14 protein-coding genes are annotated in these 16,545 nt (G+C 52.5%); 7 read left to right on the plus strand and 7 right to left on the minus strand.

What is annotated here, in order from left to right; genetic code table 11:
• Nucleotides 1–27: 27 nt before the first annotated feature.
• Nucleotides 28–1,122, plus strand: coding sequence for a protein-glutamate methylesterase/protein-glutamine glutaminase (locus tag ACN0R1_RS09415; protein ID WP_417582168.1), 1,095 nt, complete (start codon nt 28–30; stop codon nt 1,120–1,122).
• A gap of 4 nt (nt 1,123–1,126) precedes the next feature.
• Here ACN0R1_RS09415 and ACN0R1_RS09420 read toward each other — a convergent pair whose 3' ends face one another.
• Complete coding sequence (locus ACN0R1_RS09420; RefSeq protein WP_417582170.1) at nt 1,127–1,840, minus strand: haloacid dehalogenase type II; 714 nt, start codon at nt 1,838–1,840, stop codon at nt 1,127–1,129.
• Nucleotides 1,841–1,998: 158 nt separating this feature from the next.
• Between ACN0R1_RS09420 and ACN0R1_RS09425 the strand changes: the two genes are divergently transcribed.
• The 3 genes from ACN0R1_RS09425 to ACN0R1_RS09435 all read left to right on the plus strand — a co-directional run bounded on the left by ACN0R1_RS09425 (nt 1,999) and on the right by ACN0R1_RS09435 (nt 4,520).
• Nucleotides 1,999–2,595, plus strand: coding sequence for a TetR/AcrR family transcriptional regulator (locus tag ACN0R1_RS09425; RefSeq protein WP_417582172.1), 597 nt, complete (start codon nt 1,999–2,001; stop codon nt 2,593–2,595).
• Nucleotides 2,596–2,827: 232 nt separating this feature from the next.
• A complete protein-coding gene (locus tag ACN0R1_RS09430; protein WP_417582174.1) occupies nt 2,828–3,505 on the plus strand; it encodes a type 1 glutamine amidotransferase domain-containing protein in 678 nt (225 codons plus the stop codon).
• 37 nt (nt 3,506–3,542) lie between these two features.
• Nucleotides 3,543–4,520: a zinc-binding dehydrogenase gene (locus ACN0R1_RS09435; protein WP_417582176.1), complete on the plus strand. Its 978-nt coding sequence runs from the start codon at nt 3,543–3,545 to the stop codon at nt 4,518–4,520.
• 84 nt (nt 4,521–4,604) lie between these two features.
• Here ACN0R1_RS09435 and ACN0R1_RS09440 read toward each other — a convergent pair whose 3' ends face one another.
• Together ACN0R1_RS09440 and ACN0R1_RS09445 are read right to left on the minus strand one after the other, a co-directional pair.
• Entirely contained in the window at nt 4,605–7,715 is a 3,111-nt protein-coding gene (locus ACN0R1_RS09440; RefSeq protein ID WP_417582178.1) for a multidrug efflux RND transporter permease subunit, read from the minus strand.
• Nucleotides 7,716–7,731: 16 nt separating this feature from the next.
• Nucleotides 7,732–8,889, minus strand: coding sequence for an efflux RND transporter periplasmic adaptor subunit (locus ACN0R1_RS09445; protein ID WP_417582180.1), 1,158 nt, complete (start codon nt 8,887–8,889; stop codon nt 7,732–7,734).
• A gap of 165 nt (nt 8,890–9,054) precedes the next feature.
• Between ACN0R1_RS09445 and ACN0R1_RS09450 the strand changes: the two genes are divergently transcribed.
• Nucleotides 9,055–9,783: a response regulator gene (locus ACN0R1_RS09450; RefSeq protein ID WP_417582182.1), complete on the plus strand. Its 729-nt coding sequence runs from the start codon at nt 9,055–9,057 to the stop codon at nt 9,781–9,783.
• A complete protein-coding gene (locus ACN0R1_RS09455) occupies nt 9,780–10,847 on the plus strand; it encodes an ATP-binding protein (RefSeq protein WP_417582184.1) in 1,068 nt (355 codons plus the stop codon). Before ACN0R1_RS09450 ends, ACN0R1_RS09455 begins: the two co-directional genes overlap by 4 nt.
• 82 nt (nt 10,848–10,929) lie before the next feature.
• Here the strand turns inward: ACN0R1_RS09455 and mnmE are convergent, their stop codons facing one another.
• From mnmE to rpmH, 4 genes are all read right to left on the minus strand, one after another.
• Entirely contained in the window at nt 10,930–12,297 is a 1,368-nt protein-coding gene (mnmE, locus tag ACN0R1_RS09460) for a tRNA uridine-5-carboxymethylaminomethyl(34) synthesis GTPase MnmE (RefSeq protein ID WP_417582186.1), read from the minus strand.
• A gap of 191 nt (nt 12,298–12,488) precedes the next feature.
• Nucleotides 12,489–14,165: a membrane protein insertase YidC gene (gene yidC / locus ACN0R1_RS09465; protein ID WP_417582188.1), complete on the minus strand. Its 1,677-nt coding sequence runs from the start codon at nt 14,163–14,165 to the stop codon at nt 12,489–12,491.
• A 12-nt stretch (nt 14,166–14,177) separates the two neighbouring features.
• Complete coding sequence (gene rnpA, locus ACN0R1_RS09470; protein WP_417582190.1) at nt 14,178–14,552, minus strand: ribonuclease P protein component; 375 nt, start codon at nt 14,550–14,552, stop codon at nt 14,178–14,180.
• 24 nt (nt 14,553–14,576) lie between these two features.
• Nucleotides 14,577–14,711 carry a 50S ribosomal protein L34 gene (gene rpmH / locus ACN0R1_RS09475; RefSeq protein ID WP_036521017.1) on the minus strand — a complete coding sequence of 45 codons (135 nt, stop codon included), beginning with the start codon at nt 14,709–14,711 and terminating at the stop codon, nt 14,577–14,579.
• A 238-nt stretch (nt 14,712–14,949) separates the two neighbouring features.
• Between rpmH and dnaA the strand changes: the two genes are divergently transcribed.
• Complete coding sequence (gene dnaA / locus ACN0R1_RS09480) at nt 14,950–16,521, plus strand: chromosomal replication initiator protein DnaA (protein ID WP_417582192.1); 1,572 nt, start codon at nt 14,950–14,952, stop codon at nt 16,519–16,521.
• Nucleotides 16,522–16,545: the final 24 nt, after the last annotated feature.

Raw genomic sequence — 16,545 nt, forward strand, 5'->3', positions numbered from 1 at the left:
AAAAATCTGCATAGGAGTGGACCTTTCTTGTCTGCCATTAAAGTATTTATCGTCGATGATTCTGCTGTGGTGCGTCAGGTGCTTTCCGCTACGCTGTCGGAAGATCCTGGTATTGAGGTAATCGGTGCGGCGTCTGATCCCCTCTTTGCCATTGAGCGGATGGCGAAAGCCTGGCCGGATGTGATTGTGCTTGACGTGGAGATGCCGCGCATGGACGGCATCACCTTTTTGCGTAAAATCATGGCGGAACATCCAACGCCGGTGGTGATCTGCTCGACCCTAACCGAGAAAGGTGCTGAAACCACTATGCTGGCGTTATCGGCGGGTGCCGTGGGCATTGTCACTAAACCCAAGATTGGCTTGAAGCAATATTTACAGGATGCATCCTGTGACCTTATTGGAGCGGTGAAAGCCGCGGCGCGTGCCAATCCGCGGCGATTGGCTGGAACTACTACCTTGTCGAAAGTTCAACCTAAGTTGTCTGCTGATGCCATTATTCAAGCTGGAACTGGCACTCTGTCTCAGACCACTGATACAGTAGTTGCCATAGGCACCTCGACCGGGGGTACCCAGGCGTTGGAGGTGGTTTTGACCGCCCTGCCCCGTGTTTGCCCCGGCATTATCGTGGTCCAACATATGCCAGAAAAATTTACTGAAGCCTTTGCCCGGCGTCTTGATGGCCTGTGTCAGATGGAAGTACGCGAGGCCGTCAGTGGTGATCGCGTCAGGCCTGGGCGGGTACTGATAGCACCTGGCGGACGACACATGTTACTTAAGCGCAGTGGTGCGCAGTACCACGTCGATATCGTTGATGGCCCACCGGTAAGCCGTCACCGGCCCTCTGTAGATGTTTTGTTCCGCTCAGTGGCAAAATTTGCAGGTCGCAACGCGCTCGGGATCATCATGACCGGGATGGGTGATGATGGCGCTCGAGGCCTCAAGGAGATGCGCGATGCCGGTGCCTGGACCTTGGCTCAGGATGAGGAGACTTGTGTCGTCTATGGTATGCCCAAGGAAGCCGTTAAGCTCGATGCAGTGGATCGATCCCTGCCGCTCGATGAGATTCCAGCAGCGATCATGCACATCCCGACTAGTGCTGAGCAACGTCGACGTAAATCATAGATAATCATAGCTTTTCTTTAGTAAGCAGGGAGTCAGCCAAAGCATTGAAATCCTCGCAAATAAGATCAGGAGCTGGCATTAATGGCGACAGGCTCTGACCTTTGCGGGCGATAAAGGCTGTGTGCATACCTGCACGCTTTGCTCCGCCAACATCCCAGCTGTGGGCTGCAATCATCAGGCTGTTTTCACGTGAAACATGCATTTGCTCAGCGGCCCAGCAATATACTTTTAAATCAGGCTTATAGGTCTTGATGCTCTCGACGCTCAGTACCCTATCAAAAAAGTGAATAATGCCGGCGTGATTCAACTGCTTGTCAGCCAACGCTTGCGATGAATTAGTCAATGCAACCAGCTTGAAGCCCTTCTGCTGGAGTACCGAAAGCGCTGCAATAACATCGGCATGAGGTGGTAACTGCGACAGCGCTTCAGCAAGCGATGGCGCATCATCACTAAGCTGGATATTATGCTGCGCTGCCAGCATAGTGAGTACGGCGTTGCCGATTTCGGCAAAGGAATGCCAACCCCCACTGGCGGTATCAATCAGTGAATGGTGCAGTAGTGAAATAAACCACAGATCCGCAAGCTCCTTTCGATTGTCTAACGTCTTGCTAATCACGTCTTTCAGCGGCTGTATGTCTAACAGCGTTTCGTTAACATCAAAAAACAGTGTGGTAATATTGCTTAGGTTGGATGATTTTTTGTCGGCAGCATCAGTCATTTAATTTATCCTTCGGGTGCGTAATGGTGTTCATGAAAGATCATCATCTAGCTCGAAAAGTCTAGCACATAGGTTGTATGTCCGAGTTAACAGTATTTAGCTAGGTTTCCTGATTAAGTTTCTAGACAACTGGTCTAATGAAAATATAATATAGGCCCATGAAATCAGCTACTACTACCGACGTTCGCAAACACATCCTGGACACGGCTAAGCCTATCATTAGTGGTAAGGGCTTTGTTGCTGTTGGCCTCAACGAAATTCTTCTCGCAGCCAGCGTACCTAAAGGCTCCTTCTATCACTATTTCAAATCGAAAGAAGGCTTTGGTGAAGCCTTGTTGGAAACCTATTTTGCTGAATACTCCGTTCAGCTTGAAGCTGTATTGACTCAACCTGGTCAATCCGCTGCGCAGCGGTTGATGCGGTATTGGCAATACTGGGTCGATATTGAGGCCGATAGTGACCCTAAGGGCAAATGCCTGGCGGTCAAACTGGCCGCTGAGGTTAGCGACTTGTCTGAAGGTATGCGCAAGGTGCTTGAACAGGGAACGGATCGCATCATTGCGCGTATTGCACATACCCTGGAGGAAGGTATTACCGATGGCTCTTTGCAGCCCTGGACTGAAAGCCGCGAAGCGGCAGTCATTCTGTATCAGTTGTGGATGGGAGCAAGCTTACGCGCCAAAATCACCCGCGATCGTAAACCTCTTGAGTCTGCCTTGGTCGCTACTAAGCGCATGCTGGGTTTGATTGATTAATTCTTAACTCTTCCAAGACATCCAGCCGCGTTGGTTAAAAACAGATATCTAACTGCAAGCCTTTTCGGGGTAAGCTCAGAGCGCCTAAGCTGGGGTTAAGCGCAGCGTGTGATTTAATAAATTTCCCATTTTGCTAGACGACCGGTCTAATTTTTACTAGACTGCTTTGCAAGGTTGCTTCTACACGGCGACTTCATTTCAACTCAGAAAAGAAAATGCAAAGGAGTAATCCATGAATATACTGATGGTTTTGACCTCACACGACCGCCTTGGCGATACGGGCCAAAAAACCGGTTTTTGGCTGGAAGAATTCGCGGCACCTTACTACGTATTTAAAGAGGCCGGTGCGAAGATCACCCTGGCTTCACCCGCTGGCGGTCAACCGCCGCTCGATCCAAAGAGTGATGAACCTACAGCACAAACTCCAGCCACTGAACGCTTTTACCAAGATAATGAAGCTAAGCAACAGCTGGCTGCCACCCTGCCGCTGACGCAGGTTGACGCTGCTGATTTCGATGCGGTGTTCTACCCAGGAGGCCATGGCCCCTTGTGGGATCTTGCCAATGACGTGACGTCCATTGCACTGATCGAGGCTTTCGCACGTGCCGATAAGCCGGTTGGGCTGGTCTGTCATGCGCCTGGTGCACTTATCAAAGCGCGCAATGACGCCGGTCAACCACTAATATCTGGACGCAAAGTTACCGGCTTCTCTAATAGCGAAGAAGAGGCTGTAGGCCTTACTGAAGTGGTGCCATTCCTGATCGAAGATGAATTCAAGCGTTTGGGTGGGTTGTATGAAAAAGGAGCCGATTGGCAGCCGCTGACTGTGACTGATGGTCACCTGGTGACTGGCCAGAATCCTGCCAGCTCTGAGGTCACAGCTGAGGCGTTACTCAAGCTGCTGTCGTGAATCGACTAGCTTAATTCATTTATTCAAGGAGCTTATTATGCGCAGTGCTATTCATGCCAGTTTCGGCGAACCTGCTGATGTGCTTACTCTGGGCGACAGCCCGATCCCGCAACCGGGTCCCGGCAAGGTGCGAGTTAAGACTATCCTGGCTGCTATCCACCACCATGACCTCTGGACCATACGTGGCCAATACGGCTATAAACCTCAATTGCCTGCCATAGGCGGCAGTGAAGCCGTCGGCATTGTCGATGCGCTTGGCGAAGGCGTAACGGGTTTCTCTATCGGTCAGCGCGTTGCCGTTGCCAGTGCGCACGGCACTTGGGCCGAATTTTTCACCTCCCCGGCTGGCATGACCATTCCGGTACCTGAGGCAATCAGCGATGAAACGGCAGCGCAGTTAATTGCCATGCCTCTGAGTGCGTTGATGCTGCTGGAGTTTCTGCAAGTAGAGTCTGGGCAATGGGTTTTGCAAAACACCGCCAATGGCACGGTTGGCAAGACACTGGCCATGCTCGCAGCGGCCCGTGGCGTGCATACGATCAATCTGGTGCGCCGTGATGAAGGTGTGGACGAACTGGCTGCGTTAGGTATTCGCAATGCGGTTTCCACTGCCCAGGCGGATTGGCAGGACCAGGTTCGTGCTATTGTCGGTGATACACCGATCAGTGCGGCGGTTGACTCTGTGGGTGGCAAGGCCAGCGGTGAACTCATGACGCTTCTGGGCGAAGGAGGCACCCTGGTATCCTTCGGCTCCATGACGGGCGAGCCGATGAACATAGGTTCCGGCGACGTGATTTTTAAGCAGGCTACGGTTAAGGGGTTTTGGGGTAGCAAGGTCAGTCAGGAGATGAGCCAGGAAGACAAGCAGCGGCTGGTCGGCGAGCTCTTCCAGCGCATTGGCGGTGGAGAACTGCAGCTGCCTGTCGATGCGATTTATGACCTGGCTGAAGCGGCTGAGGCCGTGCGTGCCACGCTCCAGCCGGGTCGCAAAGGAAAGGTTTTACTTAAGCCCTGATCACTTTCCGATACAGAAACAAAAATGTAAAACCACTCAGCGCGTTAGAAGGCTGTCGGTGCACATGTAGAGTGCAGCCCTTCGTCAGGTTTTGTCATGGACGTTTCTATTCAAGCGCTCCTGTGTGCCAATGACAAAAACGAAAAAGGCTGGAACGAAGAATATCGCCAGCAAGGTGCCGCTGAGCATGCCACCGAATACGCCAGTACCTATGGCATGTTGAGTTTCCGCGCTGGCACCGCTGGCGAGCATCAGCGGCACCACGCCGAGGGTGAAGGCAAGTGATGTCATCAGGATTGGACGCAGACGCAGGCGTGCGGCGGTCACTGCTGCATCAATTAGCGTATGGCCCTCAGCGTGCAACTGACGGGCGAACTCGACAATGAGGATGGCGTTTTTTGCCGATAGACCAATGATGGTGATCATCCCCACCTTGAAGAACACGTCATTGGGCATACCACGCAGCATGACCGCCGCCACCGCGCCGAGTAGGCCTAGCGGCACCACCAACATGACCGACAGCGGAATCGACCAGCTCTCGTACAGCGCCGCGAGCACCAAGAATACCACTAGCGCGGACAGCAACATCAGCAGCGGCGCCTGTGCCGCAGACTGACGCTCCTGCAATGATGCCCCAGTCCAAGCTACCGCAAAGCCTTGCGGCAACTGCGCCACCAGGCGTTCCATCTCGGCCATCGCTGCGCCGCTGGATACGCCAGGAGCGGCACCCCCGGAAATACGCACCGCCGGAAAGCCCTGGTAGCGCATCATTTGCTGCGGCGATTCACTCCATTTCAGCGTCACCACTTCGCGTAGTGGCACCATGCCACCGCTGGCATTGCGCACGCGCAGGCCGAGCACGTCGTCTAGTTGCATGCGCGCAGACGCCTCGGCTTGCAGAATGACTTGCTGCATACGTCCGGTATTAGGGAAGTCATTGACATACAGTGAGCCCATGGCCGCCGAAAGTGTGCTGCTTATCGCCGCGAAGGACAGCCCCATAGCCTCGGCTTTTGGCCGATCGATCTCCAGGCTAATGCTCTCGCCGGGAGGCAGACCGTCCTGGTAGACATCGCTGACCACCTCGCTCTGTGCGGCCAGTGCCAGCAAATGTGTCTGTGCTGCCAATAATGCTGCTTCGCTCCGGTTGCCCCGATCCTGCAGGAATAGAGTGAAACCGGAGGAAGTGCCCAGTTCGTCAATGGCTGGCGGCATCAGGCTCATCACTGTGCCTTCAACGTTATCTGCCATAGCTTGTTGTGCGAGTGCCGCTTCTTCGGCAGTCGTGGCGCCATTGCGCTGATCCCAGTCCTTGAGCATGGTGAAGGCCATGGCGGCATTGGACCCCGAGCCAGCAAAGCTGAAGCCCAGTACTACCATGTTGGTTTCCAACGCCGGGCGCGAGGCGACGTGCGATTCGTAGGCTTTGACCACATCCAGTGTGCGCTCGCTAGTAGCACCTGTTGGTAATTGGATGGAGGTCATGAAGTAGCCTTGGTCTTCTTCGGGCAGGAAAGACGACGGTAATTGTCCGGCAGCGATGATCAGCACCGCGCAGAGCACGGCGAATGCCGCCATCATCTGCCCACTGCGCCCTGCCAGGCGTGCCACGCGTGTGCTGTAGGCCGCCGTTAGGTATTCAAAACCACGGTTGAAGGCACCGAAGAAACCGCCTTTGTGGTGATGATCTGCACTGACCGGACGCAACAGTGTGGCGCATAGGGCTGGAGTCAATGTCAGGGCCAGGAAGGCCGAGAAAAGGATCGACACCGCCATTGACAAAGTAAATTGCTGGTAAATTACCCCCACCGAGCCGCTGCCGAAGGCCATGGGGATGAACACCGCTGTCAGCACCAGGGTTATACCGATCACCGCGCCGGTAATTTCCTTCATTGCCCGTGCGGTCGCCTCCTTCGGCGATAATCCCTGGGTGGCCATTAGCCGTTCGACGTTTTCCACCACCACAATAGCGTCGTCAACAATAATGCCAATCGCCAGTACCATGCCGAACATGGTCAGCGAGTTTATCGAGAAGCCAGCCAGCAACATCACCGCGAAGGTACCGAGCAGTGCTATGGGGGCGACGATAGCCGGGATCAGTGTATAGCGCAGGTTCTGTAGGAACAGGAACATCACCATAAAAACCAGTGCCATAGCTTCAAACAGAGTATAGATCACCTTCTCGATAGACACCTTGACGAAGGGTGCGGTATCGAATGGCACCGAGTAGCTCATGCCGGTGGGCATGCTTGGCACCAGTTCGGCCAAACGCGCACGTACCGCCGAGGCGGTGCGTACAGCATTGGCACCAGGCGAGAGCTGGATAGCTGCACTGGTAGCCGCTACACCATTCTCACGGTTAGAAAAACCGTAGGACTGAGCACCCAGCTCGACCCGCGCTACGTCACTGAGTACCAATTTGGCGCCATCGGCACCAGCGCGCAGGACAACAGCTGCAAACTCCTCGGGGGTTGTCAATTGTCCCTGCACCGTCAGTGGCACGGTCAGGCGCTGACCCTGTAGTGCTGGTTCGTCGCCTATCCGTCCAGGAGCTATCTGTGTGTTCTGCTGCTCGATAGCCAGAGCAAGGTCGTTCATTGTCAGGCCGTAGGCGGTGAGTTTGTTCGGGTCGACCCAGACGCGCATGGCCTGCTCGGCGCCAAATAATTGTACACGTCCGACACCGTCGATTCGGCGCAACTCTTCGACAATATTGCGCGCCAAATAGTCGTTTAGCGCGATTTCGTCGAACTGGCCATTAGGCGAGGTCATGCTGACCATCATCAGAAAGCTTGAGGCAGCTGACTCAACCTGAAGGCCGCTCTGTCGCACGACCTGAGGCAAGCGTGGTTCGACAGCCTTAATGCGGTTTTGCACGTCGACTTGAGCCATCTCCGCATCTGTGCCCGGTTTGAAGGTAGCTATGATTTGTGCACTGCCCGAGCTGTCTACAGATGACTCGAAGTACAGTAGGTTCTTTACTCCCGATAGTTCGCGCTCGACTAGGCTTACCACAGAATCGTTGAGTGTCTGTGGAGTGGCTCCCGGATAAGAAGCGTAAATAGTTACCGACACGGGTGCCACTGAAGGGTAGCGAGAGATCGGCAATTGAGGAATGGCGATGACACCAATCAGCACGATAAATAAGGCGATCACCCAGGCAAATACTGGGCGGTTGATAAAAAACTGGGGCATGGCAACTTCTCCAAATTCAGCGCACGTCGGCACTAAGTTGCTGAGTGGGTACAGCGGGTTGCCAGGTTTGAGCGATGACTTGTGTACCTGGGCTCAGGCGCTCGATGCCTTCAATGACTACCTGCTGGCTGGCGCTTAGCCCGGACACTACGCGGTAGCGGCGTGCCACTAGCTCATCGACCTTAACTGCCACTCGTTGTGCCAGGCCTTGGGCATCCAGCACCCAGACGTTGGCCTGTCCTGCCTTGCGGGTGACAGCCTGCTGAGGCAGGCTCAGCGTGGAGGGATAGTAAGCTTGAGGGATCCGAGCCTTTACGAAAAGACCTGGTAACAGACGATGCTGCGGGTTATCGACCAGTACGCGCAGCAGCACATCGCCGGTACCTGCATCTACCTCAATCCCGGAAAATAAGATATGCCCCTGCATGCCAAGAGGCTTGCCATCACTGCTTAGGATCTCAACTGCTAACTCCGGGACTCCGGAACTTGCCTGCTGACGCATCGCCTCCAACATTGATGCTGGCAGACGTACATCGACGTACACTTGGTCGACTTGTTGGATCCTCGCCATGGGTGTGGTATCGGTCGGTGAGACCAATACACCTTCGCTCACTAAGGCCTGATCTATACGTCCTGAGATCGGAGCATCGACGCTGGCGAACTGTAGATCCAGCTGACGCCGCGCCAGCACCGCTCTGGTTTGGGCTACATCTGCGGCAGCCTGATCACGCAGGGAAATAGCATCGTCATACATTTGTAAGCTGACAGCCTTGGTTTGTATCAAAGAGGACAAACGTTCAGCCTCTTGACGAGCCCGAAACAATACCGCTTCGGCACGCTGTAAAGCTGCCGCAGCAATATCAACATCAGCTTGAAATGGCGCAGGATTTATTTGGAACAGTACTGTGCCAGATTTTATATCGGTGCCCTGTTCGAATAGACGATTTTGAACTATGCCGCTAATTTGCGCGCGGATCTCAGCGCTGCGAACAGCAGCTACGCGACCGACTAGGTCTTCAGTAACCAGTAATTCTTCGTTTTCTAGTGTCATCACCGACACATGAACCGGAGCAGATGTATCTTCATCCTGCTCCGCTGAATCACAACCTACCAATCCTAACACGGCAATTCCTAACACTAACACAAAGCTTAAGTGCCGCTGTTTGATGAACATAACCTATACTCCTCAATGTACCGTGCTGTCCCTAATGGCGTTTTATCAAGCGTTAGAGAACCAAGACTGAATTTTAACCAGTCGCTATTGCGAATTATTCGAGGCTTTATGGAGAATGTATGGAGGGAGTGATAATGTTCAACAATTTTAGCGTTGGAGCGATTCATGTCCAATTTCAATACACCCGTAAGCTCTATGACTTCGGCACTCGTATTGATTGCCGAGGATGAAGCCGAGATTGCCGAGATCCTCATTGCCTATTTGCAGCGCAGCGGGTTGCGAACCCAACATGCTACGGATGGTCTCCAAGCGTTAGCCATGCATCAAACATTTAAGCCAGATCTACTGCTACTCGATGTACAGATGCCGAATATAGATGGCTGGAATGTACTGAATGAAATTCGCTCCCGTGGTGACACGCCAGTGATAATGCTCACCGCGCTTGATCAGGATATCGATAAATTAATGGGGTTACGCCTCGGTGCAGACGACTACGTGGTTAAACCATTCAACCCGGCCGAAGTGGTGGCCAGGGTACAGGCGGTACTGCGACGCGCCCGGACTAACACGCCCACTACTACCCAAATGTTGCGCGTCAGCCAGCTCCAAATCGACTTAGACAGCCACGAGGCCAGTGTAATCTGTAATGGTCAGCAGCAGATACTAGATCTGACTCTGACTGAGTTTAAACTGCTCGCCTGCCTGATGCGTGCGCCTAAACGTGCTTTCAGTCGTGAGGAGCTGTTAATTAATTGCTTGCCTGAGGGTGATACTCAGGAACGTACCGTTGACAGTCATATCAGTAAGCTGCGTAAAAAACTTGAATCCCTTGATATTCAAGGAGTGCCTCTCAGTGTCTGGGGGGTTGGCTATCGCTTTGGTGGTGAGGTATGAGGCAAGCACCGGGTATACGCAGACAAATTGTCCAGTCCGTAGCGGTAATGGCTTTAGGTATTATTTTCTTGTCGGTGTTCGGCTCCTATGTATTCTATGCCATCGCGGTGGCCTACCTGCCAGACAGTATATCCGAAACCTGGATACCCTCACGGGTGGAGATGATCTGGATTTTTTGCACTATCATAGCCGCACTGGGGATGGCGTTATTTGTCGCCATTCGTCTGTCACGGCGAATTCTTACACCTCTGAACTCTGTGGCGTATAGCCTGCGCGAAGTGGCTCAGGGTAAGCTCAACGCTCGCGCGCGAATGGACCAGCATGCGATGGGGGAGACGGCACAACTGGTGTCTGACTTTAATGCTATGGCCGAGCGTTTAGAGTATATGACCCGCGAGCGGGAATTTTGGAACGCCGCAATCGCTCACGAACTCCGTACCCCGGTAACCATTCTGCGTGGTCGTTTGCAAGGCTTGGCTGAAGGTGTTTTTAGTCCCAGCAGTGAGCTCTTCGAGGGACTGCTACGGCAGGTCGAAGGACTCAATCGTCTGATCGAAGACTTGCGTGTGCTGAGCCTCAATGACAGTGGCCACTTAGAGTTACAGCGGGTTGAGGTCTGTTTAGCCGAGGAAATCCGTGCGGTGATTGAGACTTTCGCTACGGCTTTAAATGCGAGAGGAATCATCCTGAAACAGGAACTCGATACAACACTTCAAGTCTACTGTGATGCTATACGAATACGTCAAGCGCTGATGGCGCTGCTGGAAAATGCTCGCCAGCATGCCGATCCTGGAGCTTTGACTGTACGCCTCTACAGTTCTGGCACAAGTTGTTATCTAAGTGTGGAAGATGAAGGCCCTGGCATCCCTGCTGAAGCTGCAAACTACGTATTTGAGGCATTTCGCCGAGTAGATCCGTCTCGCTCTCGAACCAGTGGCGGCAGTGGGCTAGGTCTCGCCGTCGTTAAAGCTGTTGTTGAAGCTCACGGCGGTTATGTGGTCTGCCAACCCTCAGGCCGTGGAGGAACAATATTCGTTCTTTCTTGGCCGATTAGGCAAGTTTAGGGCGTCTCCCCCAAACTGATTCCCACCAAGTAAAATTAAATTATTTTAAAATCATAATGTTGATTTGATGCGTTTTACTATTTTACTTCCCGATACAAAAGCTCGAAAAGATCCGACCGAGCAGATTATCTGGAGTGAATTCTCCGGTGATCTCTCCCAGGCTTTGCTGAGCCATGCGCAGATCTTCCGCTAGCAGTTCACCTGCGCTATAGCCCTGAAGTTGCTCCAGTCCATTATCGAGTTGTTGATGGCAGTGCTCCAGCGCATCCAGATGGCGTCTACGTGCCATAAAGCCGCCTTCGGTGGTGTTGCTGAAGCCAATAGAGGCTTTCAGGTGGTTACGTAGTATTTCTATTCCCTGCCCTTGTTTGGCGGACAGAGAGATAAGTGAGTAATCACTTCCCTGGATAAGTTGGGGTTCTTCAGCTCGTAGATCTATCTTGTTGCGGATAACGGTGACTTTACTGGCATCGGCTAGTTGGGCGACAAATTCAGGCCAGATCTGTTCGGGAGTAGTAGCGTTGGTTTCGCTGCTGTCGACCACCATAAGGATGCGATCCGCTTTGTGTATTTCCTGCCAGGCACGGTCGATGCCGATTTTTTCAACCTGGTCTGGAGCGTCACGTAAACCGGCTGTGTCGATAATGTGCAAGGGCATGCCATCGATGTGAATATGCTCTCTGAGCACATCACGTGTCGTGCCAGCAATATCGGTGACGATGGCCGTTTCACGCCCTGCCAGTGCATTCAACAGGCTGGATTTGCCTGCATTGGGCTTTCCGGCAATCACTACATGCATGCCTTCGCGCATTAAGCTGCCCTGATGCGCTTCGCGCTGCACCGCTTCAAGGTCGGTAATGATAGCGAGTAAATCCTGCTCTACTTTGCCATCAGCAAGAAAGTCGATCTCTTCTTCCGGGAAGTCTATGGCGGCTTCTACATAGATCCGCAACTGGATGAGTCGTTCCACCAGAGCATGGATACGTGCTGAAAACGCGCCTTGCAGTGAACGCAGGGCGCAGCGTGCGGCTTGTTCCGAGGTGCTGTTGATCAGGTCAGCTATGGCTTCGGCCTGCGCCAGGTCCAGCTTGTCATTCAGAAAGGCGCGCTCGGAAAATTCTCCGGGTCGTGCCGGTCGTGCGCCCAGGCTGATCACGCGCTGCAGTATGAAATCCATTACTACCGGGCCACCATGCGCCTGGAGTTCCAGCACCTCCTCACCGGTGAAGGAATTGGGGCCGGGGAAATACAGGCCAATGCCTTGATCTATGCTCTGGCCATCGGCGGCATAAAAGTCACCGTAGTGGGCGTAGCGTGGGCTAGGCTCACGCTGCAACACTTCTCTGGCAATAGCCAGAGCCAGTGGGCCTGATACACGGATGATACCAACGCCGCCACGACCGGGAGCCGTGGCTTGTGCCGCGATAGTGTCTTGGTGTTGGCTGAGCATCGATCTTCCTCATGGTGCTGGGTGGTTTGTGCGTCACTATAACGAAAAAAGACCCCTTACGGAGCCTTTTTATGTACAGGATGTACTGGCAGAAAACCGCTCCTGCGTAGTCTGCATACGCGCCGTCCATGGCGCTATATGCCGCGGGTGCACGGTTGCGCAGGAGCGGCGAATCTATCGCCGGTTGGTTATCAGGTGCCTTCTTTTTCAATCTGGCGAGTGATGTACCACTGCTGTGCGATCGACAGAATGTTGTTGACCAGCCAGTAAAGTACCAGACCTGCCGGGAACCACAGGAAGAAGAAGGTGAAAATAATAGGTAGCATTTTCATGATCTTTGCCTGCATTGGATCGGGCGGTGTCGGGTTCAGCTTCTGCTGCAGGAACATGGTGATACCCATCAGGATCGGCAGGATGAAATAAGGATCCATCACTGACAAGTCCTGAATGTACAAGAAGAACGGTGCATGACGCAGCTCAACCGATTCCATTAGTACCCAGTACAGAGCAATGAACACTGGCATCTGTGCCACGATAGGCAAACAGCCACCCAGGGGATTGATTTTCTCTTTTTTGTAGAGCTTCATCATCTCCTGAGACATCTTCTGGCGGTCGTCACCATAGAGCTCTTTCATACGCATCATTTCAGGGCCAAACTTGCGCATTTTTGCCATGGAACGGAAGGCTTTAGCGTTAAGCTTGAACAAGGCCGCTTTGACGACAACAGTGATGCCGATAATGGCCAGCCCCCAATTGCCTACAAAACCCTGAATAGTGGTCAGCAGCCAGTAAAGTGGATAAGCAATCCACCAGAGCCAGCCGTAATCTACTGTGAGTTTCAGGTTAGGTGCCGTGGCTTCCAATTGCTCCTGATCCTTGGGACCAATATACAGATGGGCGCTGACTTCACTGCTGCTACCCGGTAGAACTTCAACCGCTGGAGACAGGAAGCCTGCGATAAAATCATTATTTACCTGGCGGGTCTGGAAGGTGTGTGTTTCATCCGGGCTTGGTACCCAGGCGCTGACGAAATAATGCTGACTGAACGCCACCCAACCAGCCTGACTGGTTTGATTGAAGTTGGCTTTGCCCATGTCTTTGAACGTCACTTTTTCGTACTTGTTTTCATCCGTAGAGAAAACAGCTCCCAGATAGGACTTCATACCAACGGAAGTTCCGCTGGTAGGGTCTGCGCTCTGATCACGCTTTAACTGTCCAAACAGGGTCGAGCGAAACGACTCTTCACTCTGGTTATCAATCAGATAATTCAGACCAATTCGGTAGCTGCCGCGATCGAAGGTGTAACGTTTGATGATGTTAACGCCAGCATCGGTGGTGTATTCCAGGTCGACCGTTAGCGATTCATCGTCATCGATTGAATAGCTGGTAGACGCTGAATTAAATACTGGCCGTCCTTCTGCACTGGCATCGGGACCATCACGCCCTACAAGTCCACTTTGGGCCACATAGGTACGGTTGGCATTTTGTTCCAGCAGAACAAAGGGATCATAGGCGGTAATTCGGTCTTTGTGATCCAGCAAAGCGGCGTAGATAATATCACCGCCACGACTGTCGATAACAAGATCCAGTACATCGGTTTGTACACGAATCTGATCGCCAGTCGTAACTGCCTCTTGAGTGCCGGTGACTGGAACACTGGCACTGTCATCAGTGGCAGCGGGGACATCGCCGGTAGTTGAGGTGCTTTGAGGAAGGTCGGCAGAGGTTGTGCTGCCGTTAATCACAGCCGGTGCTGTAACCACCTGAGGCGCAGAGGCCGGTTGGTTATAGTCCTGGTTCCACTGCAGAAAGCCCAGATAGGTAATCAGGGCCAGTGCGGAAAGTAATATGACTCGCTGTACATCCATCGGGATAAACCATCAGTTGTCTTTTTGGGCGTTAGAAGATTTTCGTTCCAGCCGTGTCCAGCTACGCTCAATCAGAGTGCGCAGTTGACTGCTGTCAAGGGTATCGAGACCCTTGCGAGCGAGAATAATAATATCAACGCTCGGCAGTTGGTGCTGACGTAAACGAAAAGATTCGCGAATGATACGTCGAATGTGACTACGTTTGACAGCCCGACGGACATTTTTTTTGGAAATAACAAAACCGAGTCGGGGATGACCAAGTTCGTTTGTTCGAGCGAGAATCAACAGAGAGGGATCTGAAACTTTAAAGCTGGCTCTGTCGAATACGCATTTGAAGTCCCCGGGCGTCAAAAGTCTTGATGCCCGGGGGTATCCGAATTCGGCCATTCAGTCGGTAGCGGCTAAGACTGCTTAAACAGCAAGTCTTTTGCGACCTTTGGCACGACGACGGTTCAGTACCTGACTACCATTTTTGGTTGCCATGCGTGCACGGAAACCGTGCGTACGAGCGCGTTTCAGTACGCTTGGTTGAAATGTTCTTTTCATTGCCCAGTCCTGCTTACGTTGTGTGGTGCGTGCGTGGCAAGTATCCACGATGTATGTAAAAATCAGACGCGAAATTATAGTTGTAGGCGCCTTGGCTTGCAAACCTTTTCTGGTCTTTTTGTTGATTTATAGCGCTTGGCCGCATTGGTAGGGTTGTGGATAACTCCCTGTGAAAAGGATAGAATGGTGCTTATTGTTAGTTATTCACCAGTAAGAACAATCGGCTCGGGGTTAGTGCATGTCAGAAGCGTTATGGGAGCGGTGTTTATCCGGTCTCAGGGAGGAGTTCCCGTCGCAGCAGTTCAACACATGGATACGTCCGCTGCGTCTGGCTGATTGTACTGTTGAGCACTTGATTTTGACCGCACCCAATCGCTTTGTTAAAGACTGGGTTACCGATAAGTACCTTAATCATATACGTCAAACATTTATTAATGTCAGTGGTAACCTCAGTGCTGATGTCAGCATTGATATTGCCGGTAAGCCAATGGCAGCCAATGGCGAAACAGGCTTTTTGTCTGCCCGAGCGACGACGCCCGCTACTCAGCCTGAGTTTGAGCCGCGCCAAGTTGAGCAGACAGTGCGCTTACAGCCGGATGTACAACCCGTTACTCCGGCGGTTGAGTCAGTAACTGGCGAGGCTAACTATCTTCCTGCGCTGGATTCTGTTCCGCCTCAGCAGGTAGGTCTGGCGTTACAGGACACCCGTAGAGAGCCTTCTTTGCCTACAGATGAACCGCCGCGCCGACGTTCTTCGCGTAAGGTGGATGTTGAAGGCGGGGTTAAGCACCAGTCGAATTTGAACCCGGCATTTACCTTCCAGGCTTTTGTCCAGGGTAAGTCTAACCAGTTAGCCCTGGCTGCGGCGCAGCAGGTGGCCGACAATCCTGGTGGTGGTTATAACCCTCTGTTTATCTATGGTGGCGTTGGCCTGGGTAAAACGCACTTGATGCATGCCGTAGGTTGCGAGATGCTCAAGCGCAATCCCAATGCACGGATTGTCTATCTGCACTCAGAACGCTTTGTGGCCGATATGGTGAAGGCGCTGCAGTTAAATGCCATTAATGACTTCAAGCGCTACTACCGTTCAGTTGATGCCTTGCTGATTGATGATATTCAGTTTTTTGCTGGCAAGGAGCGTTCTCAGGAAGAATTCTTTCATACCTTTAATGCCTTGCTTGAAGGTGGGCAGCAGCTTATCTTGACCAGTGACCGTTATCCCAAAGAAATATCCGGTGTGGAAGAGCGTCTGAAGTCGCGTTTTGGCTGGGGTTTGACGGTGCCAATTGAGCCGCCAGAACTGGAAACCCGTGTAGCTATATTGATGAAAAAAGCCGAGGAGGCGCGCATCCAGTTACCGGATGATTCCGCCTTCTTCCTGGCGCAAAAAATTCGTTCCAACGTACGTGAACTTGAAGGTGCGCTGAAGCGCGTGATAGCGAATGCTCACTTCACTGGTAGCGAGATCAATACACCTTTTATTAAAGAGTCGCTGAAAGATCTGCTTGCTCTGCAGGATAAGCAGGTTAGTATTGATAATATTCAGCGAGTTGTCGCAGATTACTATAAAATTAAGATCAATGATCTCCTTTCGAAGCGTCGTAGTCGTTCTGTCGCTCGACCACGACAAATGGCTATGTCATTATCGAAGGAGCTGACCAACCATAGCTTGCCTGAAATTGGCAGTGCGTTTGGTGGTCGAGATCATACGACGGTTCTTCATGCGTGTCGTAAAATTAAGGAGCTTCGTGAAAGCAACAACGACATTAGTGAAGATTATAAAAACCTGCTGCGTCATCTGACGGCGTAGCGCTCAGATCCTGACCAAGGAATG

Source organism: Nitrincola sp., from assembly GCF_048264025.1.
GTDB lineage: Bacteria > Pseudomonadota > Gammaproteobacteria > Pseudomonadales > Balneatricaceae > Nitrincola.

What these genes read in the sequence shown, in the direction of transcription:
- ACN0R1_RS09420 (WP_417582170.1), bottom strand. Translation starts at nt 1,840, where the DNA reads ATGACTGATGCTGCCGACAAAAAATCATCCAACCTAAGCAATATTACC.
- mnmE (WP_417582186.1), bottom strand. Translation starts at nt 12,297, where the DNA reads ATGCTCAGCCAACACCAAGACACTATCGCGGCACAAGCCACGGCTCCC.
- ACN0R1_RS09450 (WP_417582182.1), top strand. Translation starts at nt 9,055, where the DNA reads ATGTCCAATTTCAATACACCCGTAAGCTCTATGACTTCGGCACTCGTA.
- ACN0R1_RS09425 (WP_417582172.1), top strand. Translation starts at nt 1,999, where the DNA reads ATGAAATCAGCTACTACTACCGACGTTCGCAAACACATCCTGGACACG.
- ACN0R1_RS09445 (WP_417582180.1), bottom strand. Translation starts at nt 8,889, where the DNA reads ATGTTCATCAAACAGCGGCACTTAAGCTTTGTGTTAGTGTTAGGAATT.
- dnaA (WP_417582192.1), top strand. Translation starts at nt 14,950, where the DNA reads ATGTCAGAAGCGTTATGGGAGCGGTGTTTATCCGGTCTCAGGGAGGAG.
- ACN0R1_RS09455 (WP_417582184.1), top strand. Translation starts at nt 9,780, where the DNA reads ATGAGGCAAGCACCGGGTATACGCAGACAAATTGTCCAGTCCGTAGCG.
- ACN0R1_RS09435 (WP_417582176.1), top strand. Translation starts at nt 3,543, where the DNA reads ATGCGCAGTGCTATTCATGCCAGTTTCGGCGAACCTGCTGATGTGCTT.
- yidC (WP_417582188.1), bottom strand. Translation starts at nt 14,165, where the DNA reads ATGGATGTACAGCGAGTCATATTACTTTCCGCACTGGCCCTGATTACC.
- rpmH (WP_036521017.1), bottom strand. Translation starts at nt 14,711, where the DNA reads ATGAAAAGAACATTTCAACCAAGCGTACTGAAACGCGCTCGTACGCAC.
- ACN0R1_RS09430 (WP_417582174.1), top strand. Translation starts at nt 2,828, where the DNA reads ATGAATATACTGATGGTTTTGACCTCACACGACCGCCTTGGCGATACG.
- ACN0R1_RS09440 (WP_417582178.1), bottom strand. Translation starts at nt 7,715, where the DNA reads ATGCCCCAGTTTTTTATCAACCGCCCAGTATTTGCCTGGGTGATCGCC.
- rnpA (WP_417582190.1), bottom strand. Translation starts at nt 14,552, where the DNA reads ATGGCCGAATTCGGATACCCCCGGGCATCAAGACTTTTGACGCCCGGG.